At 44.0% G+C, this 18,900-nt stretch carries 11 protein-coding genes; 7 read left to right on the forward strand and 4 right to left on the reverse strand.

Annotated features, from left to right (window positions below):
• The first annotated feature begins 108 nt into the window (after positions 1 to 108).
• Positions 109 to 1,473, forward strand: a complete 1,365-nt coding sequence (locus tag DW205_RS10430; RefSeq protein WP_005867523.1) for a sigma-54 dependent transcriptional regulator — start codon at positions 109 to 111, stop codon at positions 1,471 to 1,473.
• Positions 1,470 to 2,477, forward strand: coding sequence for a PAS domain-containing sensor histidine kinase (locus DW205_RS10435; RefSeq protein ID WP_005867524.1), 1,008 nt, complete (start codon positions 1,470 to 1,472; stop codon positions 2,475 to 2,477). Before DW205_RS10430 ends, DW205_RS10435 begins: the two co-directional genes overlap by 4 nt.
• On the opposite strand, the gene DW205_RS10440 is transcribed toward DW205_RS10435, so the two are convergent.
• A complete protein-coding gene (locus DW205_RS10440) occupies positions 2,472 to 5,120 on the reverse strand; it encodes an ATP-binding protein (RefSeq protein WP_005867525.1) in 2,649 nt (882 codons plus the stop codon). The genes DW205_RS10435 and DW205_RS10440 overlap by 6 nt on opposite strands.
• Positions 5,121 to 5,252: 132 nt before the next feature.
• Positions 5,253 to 7,646 (reverse strand): TonB-dependent receptor, encoded by a 2,394-nt coding sequence (locus tag DW205_RS10445; RefSeq protein WP_005867527.1) that lies wholly within the window; start codon positions 7,644 to 7,646, stop codon positions 5,253 to 5,255.
• Between the two features lie 70 nt (positions 7,647 to 7,716).
• On the opposite strand from DW205_RS10445, the gene mnmD reads away from it, so the two are divergent.
• Positions 7,717 to 8,379, forward strand: coding sequence for a tRNA (5-methylaminomethyl-2-thiouridine)(34)-methyltransferase MnmD (gene mnmD / locus DW205_RS10450; protein WP_005867528.1), 663 nt, complete (start codon positions 7,717 to 7,719; stop codon positions 8,377 to 8,379).
• 60 nt (positions 8,380 to 8,439) lie between these two features.
• On the opposite strand, the gene trxA is transcribed toward mnmD, so the two are convergent.
• The gene (trxA, locus tag DW205_RS10455; protein ID WP_005867529.1) at positions 8,440 to 8,757 is read right to left on the reverse strand and encodes a thioredoxin; all 318 of its coding nucleotides are present in this window, start codon (positions 8,755 to 8,757) and stop codon (positions 8,440 to 8,442) included.
• Between the two features lie 87 nt (positions 8,758 to 8,844).
• Positions 8,845 to 12,648: a DNA polymerase III subunit alpha gene (dnaE, locus tag DW205_RS10460; protein WP_008777863.1), complete on the reverse strand. Its 3,804-nt coding sequence runs from the start codon at positions 12,646 to 12,648 to the stop codon at positions 8,845 to 8,847.
• Between the two features lie 807 nt (positions 12,649 to 13,455).
• On the opposite strand from dnaE, the gene DW205_RS10465 reads away from it, so the two are divergent.
• From DW205_RS10465 to rpsI, 4 genes are all read left to right on the forward strand, one after another.
• Positions 13,456 to 16,704 (forward strand): DUF6383 domain-containing protein, encoded by a 3,249-nt coding sequence (locus tag DW205_RS10465; RefSeq protein ID WP_005867531.1) that lies wholly within the window; start codon positions 13,456 to 13,458, stop codon positions 16,702 to 16,704.
• Between the two features lie 437 nt (positions 16,705 to 17,141).
• Entirely contained in the window at positions 17,142 to 17,774 is a 633-nt protein-coding gene (locus DW205_RS10470) for a porin family protein (RefSeq protein WP_008777864.1), read from the forward strand.
• Positions 17,775 to 17,969: 195 nt separating this feature from the next.
• The gene (gene rplM / locus DW205_RS10475) at positions 17,970 to 18,425 is read left to right on the forward strand and encodes a 50S ribosomal protein L13 (RefSeq protein ID WP_005859486.1); all 456 of its coding nucleotides are present in this window, start codon (positions 17,970 to 17,972) and stop codon (positions 18,423 to 18,425) included.
• A gap of 5 nt (positions 18,426 to 18,430) precedes the next feature.
• Positions 18,431 to 18,817 carry a 30S ribosomal protein S9 gene (rpsI, locus tag DW205_RS10480; protein WP_005859484.1) on the forward strand — a complete coding sequence of 129 codons (387 nt, stop codon included), beginning with the start codon at positions 18,431 to 18,433 and terminating at the stop codon, positions 18,815 to 18,817.
• The last annotated feature ends 83 nt before the right edge of the window (positions 18,818 to 18,900 follow it).

Raw genomic sequence — 18,900 nt, forward strand, 5'->3', positions numbered from 1 at the left:
GACTATTAATTTAACAGTTCATCTGTGCACGATAATCGTTCGATTACGCACGCTTCTTCCATTGATTTAATACCTACCTTTGAGGCATCACAAACTAGTTCAGCGCTTATGAAAAAGGGAAAACTATTAATTATAGATGATAATGAGGACATCCTTTTTGCCCTTAATTTATTACTGGAGCCCTATATGGAACAAATAAGAGTGGCTACGCAACCGGAGCGCATCGATCATTTCATGCGGACTTTTATCCCGGATATTATCTTGTTGGATATGAACTTCAAACGGGATGCTATTAGTGGTCAGGAGGGTTTCTATTGGCTGGAGAAGATAAAGAAGATAGACCCGGACGTGGTGGTTCTTTTTATGACTGCCTATTCGGATACGGATAAGGCCGTGCGGGCGATTAAGGCAGGAGCTACCGACTTTATCCCGAAACCTTGGGAAAAGGAGAAATTACTCGCTACACTCTCTTCGGCATTGGAACTTCGGGAGAGTAGGGCGGAAGTGCGAAATTTAAAGAAACAAGTTGAGATTCTTAGTTCACCCGAGGATGCTGGCTTCGAGATCATCGGTGAAAGCGAACCGATGCAGGCTATTTTCGCTACGGTCGATAAATTAAAGAATACGGATGCCAATATATTAATCTTGGGGGAGAATGGAACCGGTAAAGATTTAGTTGCCCGCGCCTTATATCATCAATCTCCGCGTTCGGGGAATCTTTTCGTCGGGATCGATGTGGGCTCTATTCCGGAACAACTTTTCGAGAGTGAATTATTCGGCTATGAGAAAGGGGCTTTTACGGATGCCCGTAAGGAAAAGCCGGGACGAATGGAGGTAGCTTCCGGTGGTACCTTGTTCTTGGATGAGATCGGGAACTTAAGCCTTTCCATGCAAGCGAAACTGTTGACCGCTTTGGAAAAACGACAGATAACCCGCTTGGGAGCAACGCAACCCATACCGATTGATATCCGGTTGATCTGCGCAACGAACGCGAATATCCATCATCTCGTGGCAGAAGGTACTTTCCGGCAAGATCTTTTATATCGTATTAATACGATCGAGTTACATATTCCTCCCTTGAGGGAACGAGGAAATGACGTGATCTTATTGGCTGAACATTTCTTGTCGAAGTATGCCCGTAAATATAAGAAAGACTTGAAGGGCATTAACAGGGATGGGAAGAATAAGCTACATAATTATGCTTGGCCCGGTAATGTACGTGAACTGCAACATGCGATTGAACGGGCGGTTATCTTGTCTGAAAGTAATTGGCTAAGGCCGGAAGACTTTATTCTGCGTTCTGTCCCGCTTAGGGATAAGGAACCATCCGATGAGTTAAATTTGACGGTATTGGAGAAAGAAGCGATCGAACGTGCCTTACGTCGTGCCGAGGGGAATATCACTCGTGCCGCCGAGCTTCTAGGGATTACCCGCTTTACCTTGTATCGTAAATTGGAGAAATTTGGCTTATGATACGTTACTTGTTGTTCGCTCGTATTTTGGGGATCGTGGTCTTGTCTTTTACTGCCTCATTCTTAATACTGAAAGGGTTTTTGTTTATTCCCGTGCTGTTCGGATTTTGTATTCTTGCGCTTTCGGTTTTCTTATATAAGGATCAGCAAAAGACTGTTAAGCGGATGGAATACCTGATAGAGAGTATTCATTACGGGGATCTGAGCCTGTTTTATCCTTCCGATTCAATGACGGAAGACGAAAAGGCTTTGGCCTCTTCTATGAACGCTGCCTTGGAAGCTTTACGGAGTCGATTGTATAATTCGGTGGTCGCTGAGGCGGAAACCGAGGCATGGCAGAAACTTATCCGGGTATTGACGCATGAGATCATGAACTCGATCGCTCCGGTAATCTCTTTATCAGAGACGGTAGCCGAGCGTGCGACGATAAATGGCATGAATGAGAGAGACTACGCTATCATGGTACAAGCCATGCAAACGATCCACCGGAGAAGTAAGGGGCTATTGGATTTTGTCGAGAATTATCGGCAATTAACCCGTCTGCCTTTACCTACTTTACGAAACTTCTCGGTTTCGGCTCTCTTTGACGATATCCGGCTTCTATTTCCGGAGAAGTCCGACATCCTCTTCTTTCGTGTAAAACCGGAAGATTTAAATTTATATGCGGATCGGATCATGGTGGAACAAGTATTAATTAATCTATTGAAAAATGCGATAGAGGCTTGTGAAGAGTCCTTATCTCCTCAAATAGTCGTGGAGGCTGTCCAAAAAGCCGGCATGGTTATTATTTCGGTGATTGATAATGGTAGCGGAATTGTTCCCGAGGCGATCGACAAGGTCTTCGTACCTTTCTTCACGACTAAATCTAAAGGTTCCGGCATCGGATTAAGTCTTTGCCGGCAGATCATGAACCGTCATGGAGGAAGTATTAGTCTCGACTCTCAAGTAGAGAAGGGTTCCTCTTTCGTCTTGCGTTTTCCGATTGTTACCAAACGGATTCTATAAATAAGTATTAATACATGCGATTAGCTTATCCGGCTTGATCGGTTTAGCGATGTAAGAGGAGAATCCACTTTGTTTTACCCGTTCCTCATCCTCTGCGAAAGCGAAAGCCGTTACGGCGATGATAGGGATGGACTGGCTCTTTTCCCGAATTACCCGTGTAGCCTCATAGCCGTCTACGATCGGCATTTTTAGGTCCATTAGGATTAAGTCCGGTTGATATTTATTGAATAAATCGATCGCTTGTTCCCCGTTCCATGCGTGTATAAGGTTATAATCTTTCAACATGGCTTGGAATAAAGTATAGTTGCTTTCGTTATCTTCCGCTATTAATAGGGTTGCCGATTTGGATGACTGGCTCTTCTGTACATTCTCGGTTTTTGGTTTCTCATGCGGGACTTCCTGCATTTCTAGTATCGAATAGGGCAACGTAAACCAGAATGTAGAACCTTTCCCTTGCTCTGATTCCACCCCTATATCTCCACCCAGACGCTTGATAATCATCTGGCAAATCGATAATCCCAGCCCCGTTCCTTGCACAAAGCTATTTAACTTAACGAAACGGGTGAAAACTTGACCGATCTTATCCTTGGCGATACCGCATCCCGTATCTTTTACATAGAAATACAACTCATCATCTCTATGGCGGTAGCCAAACAGGATGCTACCTTGAGTCGTGAACTTGATGGCATTGTTGATAAAGTTCGTAATGACTTGGGAGACCCGGTTACGGTCGGTGCGTAAGATACAATTCGGGATCTTCTCGACAAAGCATACCTGCACACCATCTTGCGCCTTCAAACGGGAAGACTGCTCGATATCGGAGAATAGTTGATTGACATCTACGTCTGAATCCACGAATTCTAGCGTACCCGCCTCTATCTTGGCTAGATCGAGAATATCATTGATCAATTGCAATAGCAGGTCGTTGTTGCTATTAATGATATTGATATATTCCTCTTTATCCTCCATATTCTCGGTTACGGCCAATAATCCGGAGAAACCGACGATCGCATTCAATGGCGTTCGAATCTCATGACTCATATTCGCCAAGAACGCAGATTTCAAACGATCGGACTCTTCCGCTTTCTCTTTCGCTTTCCTCAGTTCGTTCTCCGCCTGTTTTTGTTTTGTCACATCTTCTTTCTTGAAAATAACCCCGATAAGGTTGTCGTGCTCGTCTAATACAGGGTTCGCCAAAATATGAAGATACTTTCCATCGCCGAACTCATTCGTGATATCGACCTGCTTTTTGGTTTCCATGGCCTTTGCGACCGTGCAACGGGTACAATAAGGCTTTACTCCGTTCTTGACCAAGAAGCAATTAGCCGGACCGAATTCAGGGATACAGTCATGGAACTCTACCTCATTTCTCCATTTTACGGTATAATCCGGCTTGATGAAATAGATGGAAGCTTGGATATTATTCATGATTAGTATATTATCCTTCTGTAGATCCAATAACTTATCTTTCAGTTTATTGGTCCGGATAAAGAAGATTAATATCATAATCAGGAAAATAAATAATACGGTGATTACGCTTAGCAAGATCTCGAACCTGTATTTGGAGAATAGGCTCGGGTCCTCGTTGATAATAGTAGCGTCGTGGGGCAATGACAATCTGCTGATATCAAAAGCCTTGATCTTTGAAGCGTCGAACATATATCCATTGGGAATGATTTGTGGATGGATATCTTTAGGGGCGATTTTCTTCTCCAATATACTTAAAGCCTCTTTCGCCAAATCGGAACCTATAGGCCTGTATTTGGGACTGAAACCTCCGATGGCCCAGTGCCCTATGCCGACGGATGCCAATGTGAATGTCGGGATTCTGGGATTGGCGGTCATCATGGTATACGTGGCATTTCCAACATAATACCCGTCGTTCACGTCTACACGCCATGTACCAATCAATATCACGGTCTGATCCGGCAGGTTCTTGATTTGCTCAACAATGGTGTAGATATTATTCTTTCTTCCATCCAGTAATATCAAGTTCAGATCCTTGATATTTTCCATTTCCTTTTTTACCAAGGTCTGCATAGCTAAACCACCGTAGGTATTATCGGTGATTAATGCTATATTTTGAGTTTTAGGATATAGGTTATGTATTAACCGGATGTTTTCTTTTACATCATAAGAATACAAGAATCCGCCAAGGTGTAAACCTTTATCTACGTACTCTTGGATATCGATGTATTTCGGCTCCCATTCGGCGACATTTAAATCCGAGTCGGGTAATAAGATCGCATTCTTACTGATCATACCGCATAAAACCGGTATATCAGGCTTGTATTCTTGGGAGATATAAGAAGCCCATGCCTCTTGACCTAAGATTATGATAAGCTGAGGAGTGTTATTTTCCTTATATTTATCCAATATACCTCTCATCTTACCGTCCCATAAGGGGGCTTCCGGGAGGCTCTTACAGTTCATGTTCTCGATAACCACCGGCGAGATACCACCTCCCCGCTTATATTCCTCCATAAACTCGGAAATATTGGCGGTCGTATTACGTGTATCGGGATTGTAGGAGCTAATGATTAAAATAGGGCCTGCATTATCTGTAGCGTATAAGTGGAAAGAAAAGACCAGACTTAACACGATAAAGAGTACGAATCGTATGTAGTATTTTAATAATGTCATTCTTTACCTACCTATTCATGTGCTTATTTGCGATTAAAGTACTATTTTTTGTTCATACAGTCCACAAAAATAGAAAAGATTTATGATTAATTGCTGAAATTCAAAATAAAAAGAATCTATTACGCCTAAAATCTATAACTCGATCATCACTCCGATACTTGGGAGAAGCGTTCCTGTAAGACGTTCTATCGGTCTTAATTCGTACCGTTGTTCATATATGGGAGCTTCCGGGTTGATAATTTTACCCGTTTTGATATATACGTCTTGCTCTTTGTATTTGGAATTCAATATGTTTTGGATGTCGATATAGGCTCCAAGCATGATCTTTTTGAAGTAAAATGTTTTATCGATACGGATATCTAACTGCGTGAATGGCTTGAGCCGTTCGCTGTTAAACCGGCTGTAATCATAGTATAGCCCGTTATTAGCGTCCCAAGCTTCTACATAACTACTCTTTTCTACATCGTAAGGCGTATAGGGAGCGCCTCCTACTACCCGGAACTTGGCGCCTACGTCCCAGTTCTTGGGTAAAGAATAAGTCCCGCTAAACGTGAACAGATGCTTATTGTCCCAAGCCGAGGGAAGATAAGTGTCCATATTTCTCCCATCCTTGAATTCGCTTCTTACCAAAGTGTAGGACGCGATGAAAGTAAGCCCTTTATAATTATACCAACGTCCCATGATCTCAAGCCCATAAGCTCGCCCTGTAGCGGTAGACGATACGGCCTCATTTCCCAAGACACCATAGTCCGTACCTTTCGACGCGAGTGGGATACTGTCGAGTATGGACATCGGATAACGATCATAATGTTTATAGAATCCTTCGGCCGTGAATTTCAAGTATGAGGTAGGACGGTATTCCAAGCCTAATCCGGCTTGGTCGCTTCGGATATAGCTTAAATGATTTGTCCGGTTTACATAATTACCTTCATTATCCTTGAATCCCAATGTCGTATAAGGAGGAAGCTCGTAGTAGCGTCCGATATTCGCGTTTATATAAAGCGGATCGGACAAGCGGTAGGATAAGGATAGGCGAGGAGATAACTGATCTAACAAATTATTCATATCCGAGGAATAATTGTTTGCGTCCGCACGAACACCTAAAGAGGCGGTAAACCGCTCGTTATAACTCTCATAAATAGCCGTGGCATAGATACCCCACTTCCATATGCCAAGGTCTGTTTGATATACGATGGTACGGGGGATAGAGGTAAATTGCTTTTGATAGGTGTCATTCGTGTATTGGGCGTATTCGATGTTTCCTCCGACATTCAATTGAATGAATGGTAAGCGGAACGTGTTTTCCGTTCGGAACTTATTCTCGATCTCATCCGAACGGTAATTTAAGGAGAGATTCTCTTCCTTGCTTTCGTCATTGTCTTTGTATTTAATATTCTTATTGTTGGTCTGGCTACGGCTGATAATGACCGAGTAGAGATTTTTACGGGCGTAGTGTTTATAAACCGCTCCAAGGGTATACGTTTTTTGTTTTACGACCGGCAAGTAAGAGAGGATATATTGGTTTTTCTCGCTCATGTCTTCCATTCCTGTATTCAGCTTCATATCATCGATTGCCCCTAATCCGAGAACTGTAAGCTCATTCTTGGGGTTGAAGGAGTGCTTAATCTTGAATTGGGCATCCGTGAAAGTAGGTAAGAACGGCAAGCCGATCATATCGAAAAGGAATTGAAGGTAAGAACGACGAACAGACACTTGGTAAGTGGTCTTTTTTCCTAGCGGTCCATTAGCGGACACACCGATATCTGAGGCTCCTAGGACTCCTCGCAATGAGAATTTTTCCTTATTTCCATCTTGTAGTTTAAAATCCAATATCGAACTTAAAGCGTTCCCCTTGGATGCGGGGAATGCGGCCGAATAAAAGTTGACCTCCCGGATAAAATCGGGATTGATAATACCGACCGGACCTCCGGAGGCTCCTTGGGTAGAGAAATGGTTGATATTCGGTATCTCTACGCCATCCAAAAAGAAACGGTTTTCCGAGGGACCTCCTCCTCTTACCATCAAGTCGTTACGAAACGCTGCCGTGGACGCTACTCCGGGAAAGGTTTGTACTACCCGGGAGATATCCCGGTTTCCTCCCGCGCTTTTCTCTATCTCCTTGAAACCGATTACACGGAGTCCTAGCGGACTTTCGGCGGTTTTACGGAACGGAGAGGCTACTACGCTAACCTCTTGCAGATTCTGGCTGGCTTCCTCTAGCTCGATCGGGAAGAATATATCTTTATTCGCTAGTCTGAATTCGGCGGTAACGAATGGCTTATATCCCAGAAAGGAGGATTGGAGACGATAGCTTCCGGGTGATATGCCGGATATCTCGAATAATCCGGTGGAATCGGTGACCGCCCCTTGCGTCGTGTTCCATACCACTACGTTAGCGAAAGGTATCGGCTGTCCGCTCGATGCGTCTTTTACAACTCCCTTGATAGAGAAGGAGCGCTGTTGACCGATAGCGGCTTGTATGGTACATAATAAGAATAGTAAGAAGTAAAGATGGCGTCTATCCATATCTTATATCATATTTATAGCGGTAAAGATAAGTATTATTCTGATTCGTATGTATTATCTTTGCATACATATGGAGAAAGAATTACAGATAACGGCGGATGGAAGCCATACGCTATATATTCCGGCGATGGATGAACATTATCATTCCGTGAACGGGGCGTTGCAGGAATCGAGACATATATTTATTGAGGCGGGATTGCATGCGCAGGAGAAAGACTTTATCCGAATCGTGGAAGTTGGCTTCGGTACAGGGCTGAACGCCTTCTTGACATTGAAGGATGTCGAGCTATCTCAAGCACATCATATTGATTATCATACCGTGGAGTTATACCCGCTTCCTTTAGATACGATTCGTGCCTTGAATTATGGGGAGCTGATCTGGCCGGAGAGAAAAGAGTTATTCTTAGCCTTGCATGAGGCGGAGTGGAATACTCCCGTTTCAATCTCAGAGCGCTTTACACTTCATAAAATAGAAGGAAATAGTAACGCCTGTGAACTACCGGATGATATCGATTTGATCTATTTCGACGCATTTGCGCCCGAGAAACAACCGGAGATGTGGAATCAGGAAATCTATAATCGTTTGTATGCTCATACCGCACCGGGCGGAGTGATCGTAACCTATTGCGCAAAAGGAGAGGTACGCAGAGGTATGCAAGCGGCTGGTTTTGAGATGAGCCGTCTTCCCGGTCCTCCGGGCAAGCGACATATACTTAGGGGTATTAAAAATTGAGAATTGAAAGTTACAGAGCGTATTCCTCGGTATTTTCAATTCTCAATTCTCAACTTTCAATTATTTAAGCATTGCCTCGATCTTTTCTACGAACTTATCCTTAGCCGTAGCGCCTACTACTTTATCAACCATCTTACCGTCTTTGAAGAAAAGAACGGTAGGGATGTTGCGGATACCGAATTGTCCGACTACATCGTCATTCTCGTCAACGTTCATTTTACCGATCGTCACACGACCTTCGTATTCGGTTGCCAACTCATCAATGATAGGAGATACCATGCGGCAAGGGCCACACCATTCTGCCCAAAAGTCAAGAACCATGGGCTTTCCGGAGTTAACCAACTCCTCGAAATTAGCGTCTGTAATTTGTAGTGCCATTTTGAATTACGTATTATTTAATTATGAATTATAATCTAATGATTGTTATGACGCCAAAAGTACAAATTCTTTCAGCGTCGTACAACTTTAACCATTAATTTTAAAATCGATATTCTCGTTCTCCTGTAAAAAGTCTACCAGCTCACGGGTCACGTTTAAGCGGATATTTTGGGAGAAGAGATTTAGGGAAATATTATGTTCCCCATCGACAACCTTAAAATATAACAGGCTATGGCCCGGATTGTTCTTGATCAATACCGAAAGCTCATTGATAGTCGGCTCGTCCAAATCATGGATCGGGACCGTGATACTGATTTTCTCGATCAGCTTGTCTTTCTCGTCTTGCAAAAGGTTGACGGTACCAATCTTGAAGTCCAGTTTATTGGGGTCCCAGCGGCTAGGCTCTACACGGGCTGTGATCAAGAGATACATCCCTATTTTACCATACTTGCTGTATTCGATATAATCCTGTCCGAAAAGAGGGATCTCGCCACTACCCGTGAAATCCTCGATCTTCAAGATTCCGTAAGGCTTTCCGTTCTTGGTCATTCCTTCCCGGAAACCGGTGACGATACCACCTAATAAAACCTCCCGGCCTTGTAAGGTTTCCCGCTCGTTAAGTTCTACCATGCCGGTATTACATACATACTTTAATATGATACGGTATTCATCCAACGGGTGGGCGGATAGGTAAATACCGACCAACTCCTTCTCTTTATTTAGGCGTTCGAGATCGCTCCAACGCTCGCATTGCGGGATCTCCGGTTTAGCGATGGCGATCAAGGCGTCTCCACCGAATAAAGAGTTGACTGCCGTGCTCTTATCCATCTGGTATTTGTTACCATAGCGAACCAAGGTATCCAAGAACAATTCCCCTTTTCCACTGTCGGTGAAGAACTGCTCACGCAGGATACCGAAGTTATCGAACGCTCCGGCCAAAGCCATGGACTCTATGTTTTTCTTATTGCAAGCGGTCAAGTTCACCCGTTCTACGAAATCGAAGATACTCTTGTACGGGCCGTTCTTCTTGCGTTCCTCTATGATATTTTGTACGGCTGACTCACCTACGCCTTTCACGGCGCCTAGCCCGAAGCGGATGTTCTTGTTCTTATCTACGCTGAACTTCAAGATAGACTCGTTCACGTCCGGTCCCAATACTTGAATACCCATCGCTTTACATTCATCCATGAACTTCGTGATATCCGTGATATTGGATAAGCTTCGGCTCAAGACGGCGGCCATATACTCGGACGGGAAGTTCGCTTTCAAGTAAGCGGTCTGATAAGCCACCCATGAGTAACAAGTAGCGTGACTCTTATTGAATGCGTATGAGGCGAACTTCTCCCAGTCGGACCAGATCTTGTTTAAAGTTTCCTCTTTATAGCCGTTGGCTTGACCACCAGCCATAAATTTAGACTTCAAATGGTTCATCTTCTCGATCAACTTCTTACCCATCGCCTTACGTAAGGCATCACTCTCACCACGCGTGAAGTTAGCGAGCAAACGGGATAGAAGCATGACCTGCTCCTGATAGACCGTAATACCGTACGTATCTTTTAGGTAGCGTTCCATGACGGGAATGTCGTACTTGATCTCTTCCTTACCCTGTTTACGGGCGATAAAAGAAGGGATGTAATCCATTGGACCCGGGCGATACAGGGCGTTCATGGCGATCAAGTCCTCGAATTTAGAAGGTTGCAACTCCTTCAAATACTTTTGCATACCGGCGGACTCGAACTGGAATGTACCGGTTGTCTTTCCGTCGCAATACAATTTATAAGTCTTGGGGTCCTCCAGACTGATATGGTCGATATCCAGATCATGTCCGGTAGTCAGTTTCACGTTCTCGATCGCTTCCTTGATGATGGACAAGGTCTTCAAGCCCAAGAAGTCCATCTTGATCAATCCGGTTTCCTCGATCACGGAACCCTCGTATTGGGTAACCAGCATCTCCTCGCCGGTATCCTTGTCTTTCGCCGTACTGACAGGTACGACATCCGATATATCATAACGTCCGATAATGACACCGCAGGCGTGTACACCCGTGTTACGGACGTTGCCTTCCAGCATCTGGGCGTATTTCAAGGTATCCCGTGCCAGCGGATCATTTCCGTTAGCCGCCTCTTTTAGTTCCGGCACATACTTGATGGCGTCGCCCAATTTGAACTTCTTCATGTCAGGGATCTTATCCGGAACCAATTTGGCTAACCGGTTCGATTCGGATAACGGTAATTTCTGTACCCGGGCGACATCCTTGATAGCGGACTTGGTAGCCATCGTACCATAAGTAATGATATGAGCCACACGCTCGGCACCGTATTTCTCCGTTACCCAGCGTAAGACCTCGCCACGGCCATCATCATCGAAGTCGGTATCGATATCGGGGAGGGAGATACGGTCCGGATTCAAGAAACGCTCGAACAGGAGGTCATATTTGATCGGATCGATCTTGGTGATCCCTAAGCAATAAGCTACGGCAGATCCGGCGGCCGAACCACGTCCCGGTCCTACGGATACGCCGAGTTCCTCACGAGCGGCACGGATGAAATCTTGCACGATCAAGAAGTAGCCGGGGAAACCCATGGTCTTCATGATATGTAACTCGAAGTTCAGACGCTCCTTTACTTCATCGTTCAAGGGGTCTCCGTAAAGCTCCTTGGCTCCATCGTATGTCAATTTCGCCAAATAGTCGGCTTCCAGCTTGATGCGGTATAGTTTGTCGTATCCACCTAATTTCTTGATTTTGGAGTGCGCCTCTTCCTCGCTTAATACGACATTACCGTTCTCGTCTCGGGTGAATTCCTCAAATAAATCATGCTCTGTTAATTTCTGACGGTAGGACTCCTCGGTACCGAACTCCTCGGGAATGGCGAAAGTCGGCATGATAGGACCGCTGTCGATGGAGTAGAATTCTATTTTGTCGGCTATCTCGAGCGTATTACTCAAAGCTTCGGGGATATCGGCGAAGATGGTGTTCATCTCGGCGGTTGTCTTCATCCATTCTTGCTTGGAGTAGCGCATACGCTTGGGGTCGTCCAAGTCTTTGCCGGTACTAAGGCAGATCAGGCGGTCGTGAGCCTCAGCGTCGTCGGCATTGACGAAATGGACGTCGTTGGTGGCGATTAGCTTGATATTATGTTTGTGAGCAAGTTCGATCAGTACCTTGTTCACCTCTTGTTGATGCGGGAAAATCGTGCAATCGGCGTTGGGGTCGTGTGTCTCGTGCCGTTGCATCTCAAGGTAATAGTCTTCTCCGAATAAGTTTTTGAACCATTTGATAGACTCCTCGGCCTTATCAATTCGTCCGTGCATGATATGCTGTGGGATCTCTCCACCTAAACAGGCGGAGCAGATGATCAGATCCTTATGATATTTCTCCAACAATTCCTTGTCAATACGCGGACGTCCGTAGAATCCTTCCGTCCATGAGAGGGATACCATCTTGATCAGGTTCTTGTATCCGTTCTTATTTTTGGCCAGAACGATCAAGTGCCAGCCGCTACGGTCGTCTTGCGAGGCCAGCTTGCTATGCCTTCCGTTGCGAGCGCAATAACATTCGCACCCGATGATCGGCTTGAAGATGGAAGCTTTCGCTTCGGCGATTTGTTTTTGTAGTTCCGTTATCCTTTGTTGTTCCTCATCGGTTGGAGCATCCTTGGTCAGCAGCGGTTTTAGTTCTTTCTCGGAGTCCTTGATGATCCCGAGAGGTTTACTGTTCTTTTTGCTAACCTTATTGAAAAACTCCTTGATACCGAACATAACGCCATGGTCTGTTACGGCGATCGCACGCATTCCGTCTTTGTACGCTTTGTCGATCAACGCGTCGATGGATGCCTGTCCGTCCAGCAAGGAATACTGGGTATGTACGTGTAAATGAATAAACGGTTCCATATATATTAATGTATAGTCTGGTGCATATTGAAATGAGTGCATAAAGGTAGGAAATATTTTTTAGTACGAGAGAGGTTGTTTTGCTTTTAAAAAAACACGTACGTCTTTTTTCGGAAACACGTACATGTTTTTGGAAAAAGACGTACGTGTTTTCTGAAGGATATAATGAGGTTATAATATGTGTGATTCTATAGAATCTATATGTTATATAAACAGATGTTGTATTGATATTTTGCTTGATATAAGCCGTATATCGTGACAGGAGGTTTTCGTGAGGTGCTCGAACTAGCGGATGGAAGATAGTTATGAATGGCGTTTTTCTGTGTGAAAAGCCGTTTTATACTGTACTTATGCTTGGAAAAAGCGAATCTCAGGGAGTTCTGTTTACAAAATGTCATTTTGCTAGAACAAAGGAAACTAATATTCCGATCTATCGCAAAAGGTGATCTTACTTTTGTTGATTATTGGATGGTGTATTTACTAATGTACGCATGTACATTAAAATAATAAAAGAGAAAAATGATTGATTTAAACGATCGTTTTAATTAGTCATTTGCAAAGGTACGCGTTTCTTTGACTTCTGCAACCCTTCCGGGCTATTTTTTTCATCCCTTATTCGCTTTCTTATCAATAGGATAGCCTATCCTTTACGAAACAAGCTCTTCCTTCCACAAACTTCCCTTTGTACCTCTCGAAAAACGCAAGATCTAAACGATGGTTTAGACTAGTCGTTTTCTAACGATAGTAGACCATAAAGAAGTAGCTAAGTACTTAATTAACACTATTATTAATATTAAATTCTAAATTATGAACAGAAAGATTTCTACATTGTTTACGACGGGTCTGTTGATGGCAGGGTCGTTGTGCGGTAGTGCCTTCGCTCAGACAACCATCCAGGATTTACTGGGACTTGGAGCTCAAGCTACAGAATTGGAGAATGGATCGCGTTATGTGATTACGAATCCTAACGGTGAAGCATATGGTTTCACGGAGTTGAACGCAGGTACGAAACTCTTGAAAGAAGACGTTTGCGATATTACCTCTGCGGATATCAATAAAGATGGTGTAGCCGATGATTTGGATAAGGCTGCGGTTAAGGCTTATGTATGGACTGTATCAGTGACAGAAGGTGTAAGAGGTGATTTTTCTTATAAATTCACGAATGAGCTGACAGGTCAGGTGTTGCGCATCAATGCCGCTGGTAATGCGGTGGAATTGAATACGGCAGCTACGACTGGTAACGCGAACTTTGTGTTTGGAGCAGATTCTCAGGCAGACGATGAGTATGCGGCTACAGGGACTCCTGTGACTTATCCGAATATGTTCGCTTACAAAGCAGCGCCGGGTAATGTTGTTTTAAGTTGGACTTTGATAAGTAAATCTTCTGTACAAACAACAGGAACATTCGCTCCTGAATTTTATAAGGTTGGTTTCGAGAATTTCACGGATGCCGACGAATTGAACGCACTGTATAATACGGCAGGCTTCAATTTCGAGACCAAAGATGCCGTTGAGGAGAACTTGTTCGGCGACAAGAAGATCGTAGCTTATCATTTGAATATGCCTAATGGTGGTATCAATGTAGACCTAGGTGATAAGGCTATCCCTTCTTATGTGCAGATGACAATTCCGAATGGTATGTACTTCTTCGTGGGAGATAAGCCTAAAAACAATACGTACCAAGAGTGGTTCAAACATACGGTTATCGCTGTAAGTTCTACGAATACAGTTGAGGCTACGACTGGTGACCGCGGAGCTGGTCAAGGTTTTGAGCTGACAACTGTAAAGGTTAGCGACTTTAATTTCTATACAGAAACGAATCCGGCCAATATAGAGGCTCGCTGGCAGTCTCAAGGAACGGAGACATCTATTTTCAACGCTTGTTTCTCTGTGAATAAAGACAATTTGTCTGATTATCCGTATGCGTTGTCTTTAGGAACTTTCCGTTATAAGGCAAAAACAAATGATGCGAAACATGAGGAGGTGTCAGATATGAGATTGGCTATCTTGGGCCATGGCGATAAGAACTATTTGGCTACTCAGAAGACTGCGGCTCCGAATCTTCCTCAGTTTATCTTCAAGTTGTCCAGCTCTTTGGCTAAAGACGGTATCGATCTATTGAACACGGAGGCTAAGGCCGCTATCTATAATATCCGTGTCATGAGCGGTACGAAGGGCGATGCCGAGAGTTTGTATGGCAAGTATTTGACAGTTAATACGGTAGAGGTTCGTACAGGAACAGCACCTAGCTATGTCTATAATGATGAGTTCATGTGGACAGCCAAGGCTCAAACATTGGTTGATCTGGCTTATCCGGCTTATCAATTCGTTATCACGGAGGTTAGCGGTAAGGATGTTACCTTCACGAACCGTGAGACACGCGAGTACTTCACCGCTAAATTATTCCCGGTAGAGGGTGAGGAAAACGTATATGAGCTAGGTGTTGGCGCTACAAGTGTTATCTTTGACGATGTTCAAGCCGTATATGTAGATGAGAATACTTATAACGAGGAGACAAGCGATCCCCGTTATAACAAACCGTTGAACAGACTGAAAATCAAATTGGAGAAGGTTGCGGAGGTTGACGCTTACGCAGGGTTCTTGAATGTTGACAACAAGTCTTTGATGACGATGGCATTCGCTCGTGATAGCTATGAGACTTCTAATAAGTTCTATGCTGCTGTTTATGAGAATGCAGGAGCACCGGAGCAATATCATTTGAATGCTTATAACGAGTTCGCTACGGAAGTATCCAAAGCCGCTCAATGGCAGTTGATCAAGAGCAGCACTCCGATGAAGGTGGTAGAGCGTAGTTTCGTTTATAATGATGACGATCATGTGACTGTGAAGGCTAAGGCTGACGTTGTTTACGCTTATACTTACCAATTACGTTATGTGGTAGACGGACAAGAGACAGAGTCCTTCTTCTCTTTGGCAAATTCATCTTATAACTATGTTGAATCTGATAATCAATTAGAAAAGGATAACACTTATAATCTTTCTCAAGCTGACAAGTTTATCATCAAGCAGAATGTGGATGGCTCTGTTTCCTTGATCGCTGTGGATGTTATCGGTACGACTGTTCCGAATAACTCTAGCGTATTTGATGAGGATATCGTATCCGTGGTAGCGGTTCGTAGCTATAAGGATAATAGCGGAAAATATGTACAGTTCTATACTCAACCGGAGGATATCTATAGTTTGTATGCGTATAACTTAAATAATGATTGGGCTTTGAGAACCTACTTGATCGCTGAGTCTCCTGAGGTTAGCTATCCGGCTAAGGAAGGTTACGTACAATTCGAGGGTGAGTTAGGCAACTATATGTCCATGAACGAGAATAAAGAGGGTATCTTGGTTAATCAGAACGCTACCGCATTCTACTTGCACGTAACGGATAAGGATGCTGTTATTCCTTCCTTCTATATCTCTAAGAACGACAACTTCTTGTTCCACGCTCAAGACTCAGTGAACTATTATGTAGCCGATGGTAAGTATGACAAGAAATATCAATGGGCCGAGGAAACAACGAAAGCTATCTTCAAGGCCGCTACGATCGATGAGAGCCGTGATACTTTGACAACAAATATCAAGGGCGAGATGAGAGAGATTGCGGTTAAGGCTGATGACGTGAATACGTTAGGTGGCTTGGATCGTTTCAAGGTTCAGATCGTATTGGCTGATGACACTGATGACTTGTATGTGGTTCGTTCTTTGACGAGCAACTCAGAGGCTGCTAGATATTTATACGCTGTTAACGACAAGTTGACATGGACAAGCGCTAAGTCTCGTGCGTTGAAGTTCAACATCGTAGAAGGTGTTCCTACATCCAACGAGTCTATCGCCGACGCAGCAGAAGGCGTTAAGGTAATCGCTGGCAACGGTACCGTTGAGATCCAAGGCGCAGCTGGTAAGAACGTGGTAATCACAAACGTTCTTGGTAAGGTTGTGGCTAGTACGGTTCTTACATCCGATAACGCTACGATCGCCGCTCCTGCGGGCATCATCGTGGTAGCTGTCGATGGTGAGGAAGCTGTTAAGGCAGTCGTTAAATAAGAATAATGACGATAAAACATAAATCGAAAATCATTCCTGCGGGAGTTGTAGTGATTCAAGTACCCCGTGAGGGCGAACAGGCGGGAATGGATTAATATTAATACTAAAGTAATAAATTAAAGTTCATCTGCCGTTACCTCCGTGAGGAGCGAGGGCGGAAAAGGAATAAGCCCCGGCCGGTTCGTCCAGTCGGGGCTTTATTGGTTTGGAGATTCCGGTTTTACTCAGTAGGGGAATCAGCTTCAAGACAGTTCTGTTGAAGATGATACATCTTATGGGGATAAGATGTATCATGTTGTGCCATTCGTTAAAGCTTAAATGGCAAAGCTGCGCTTTTTATACCGCTTTCTTATAGGTTTCAGTAGGATAAATGTAGATGTTATTGAAAAATGTATATCTTTGCTTACTATTAGAAGGAAAAGCAAATGAGGAAGTTTATGAGAAAGATCGGATTGTTGTTGATTGCCGTGATGATGATTTTACCGGCGATGGCTCAGGTTTCTTTCGGCGTACGTGCCGGAGGCGCTTATTCTTCGTTGATCCAGAAGGTGGAGGATACGTATGAGGCGGGAGCCCGCTTCGGTTTCAGCATAGCGGGTTTGGCGGATATTCCTTTGAGCAAGAATAAAAAATGGTCGCTTCGTCCTGAGGTGGCGTTCGTGAACCAAGGTGGCGCTTATTATTCGAATCAGGATATACATGGGATGGCGCTTCATAATAAATGTTGGTATTACTCTTTGCAGATTCCCGTGAATGTGGCTTATACATTTACCTTCACGGACGTTCATCTGTCCGTATTCGCCGGTCCTACCTTTGATTGGTCCTTGTTTGGCAAGATGAAGAGCCGGGAGACCAATCCGGATCTCCATTTCGGCGTGTCCGATGAGAAGGACTTGAAACCTTGCGACTTTGGCATGAATGTCGGCCTATCGGTAGAATATAGTAACTTTTTCTTTTCCGTAAGTTCCCTATGCGGCATGATAGACCGCCGTGCCTTGAAGCGTGACGGCGAGACTTCCGTTTATCAAAATAACGTGACATTCTCTTTGGGGTATTACTTCCGTAAGTGATGAGTATCTTCATAATAACTTGAAAAATAATTAGATTTGTTTGGTATTTCGGATAAAACCCGTACCTTTGCAAGCCGATTATTATCAAATTGTACTAAGAGTTTAGTTCTTAGCACGTTGTTGCATCATGTGTCCGTTGTGACAATGTTGGTAAGGCTAGTTTTTTGAGTTATTAATTAATTTAATTTTTAAGCAGTGGATACTTTAAGTTTTAAGACCATTTCTGCAAACAAGGCAACTGTAAACAAAGAGTGGGTCATTGTTGATGCTGAAGGCCAGACGTTAGGTCGCCTTTGCGCTAAAGTAGCGAAGCTTTTGCGCGGTAAGTACAAACCCAATTTCACTCCGCACGTTGACTGTGGTGATAATGTAATCATCATCAATGCAGACAAAGTCGTTCTGACTGGTAACAAGTGGAACGATCGTATTTATTTGAGATATACCGGATATCCCGGTGGACAGATCGAGTATACTCCGGCTGATCTTTTGAAGAAAGGTGGCGACCGTCTGTTCCGTAAAGTAGTAAAAGGTATGTTGCCTAAGAACCGTCTGGGTGCAAAGTTGTTGAACAACATGTACGTTTATGAGGGAACTGAGCACAAGCACGAGGCTCAACAACCTAAGTTAATCGATATAAACTCATATAAATAATCACGATGGAAGTAGTAAATGCAATAGGAAGACGTAAAGCGGCAGTCGCTCGCGTATTCGTTAGCGAAGGTACGGGAAAGATCACGATCAACAAACGTGAGCTGGAAAAATACTTTCCTTCTTCAATCCTTCAGTTTATCGTAAAGCAGCCGTTAGCAAAGTTGAACGTCGCTGAGCAATATGATATTAAGATCAACCTTGACGGTGGTGGTTTCAAAGGTCAGTCTGAGGCTGCCCGTTTGGCTATCTCTCGTGCGTTGATAAAGATTAATCCGGAAGATAAGGCTGTCTTAAGAGCGGAAGGATTCGTAACTCGCGATCCTCGTGCTGTTGAGCGTAAGAAACCGGGTCGTCCGAAAGCTCGTAAGAGATTCCAGTTCAGTAAACGTTAATGTTATTTGTGAGTCCCTTACAAGTAAAGCGAAGCGTTTAGTATCTAAATTATCGGGATTCTTTTTACATGTGGACATGCGGA

The sequence above is a fragment of the Parabacteroides sp. AM17-47 genome (assembly GCF_003434625.1).
GTDB classification, from domain to species: domain Bacteria; phylum Bacteroidota; class Bacteroidia; order Bacteroidales; family Tannerellaceae; genus Parabacteroides; species Parabacteroides distasonis.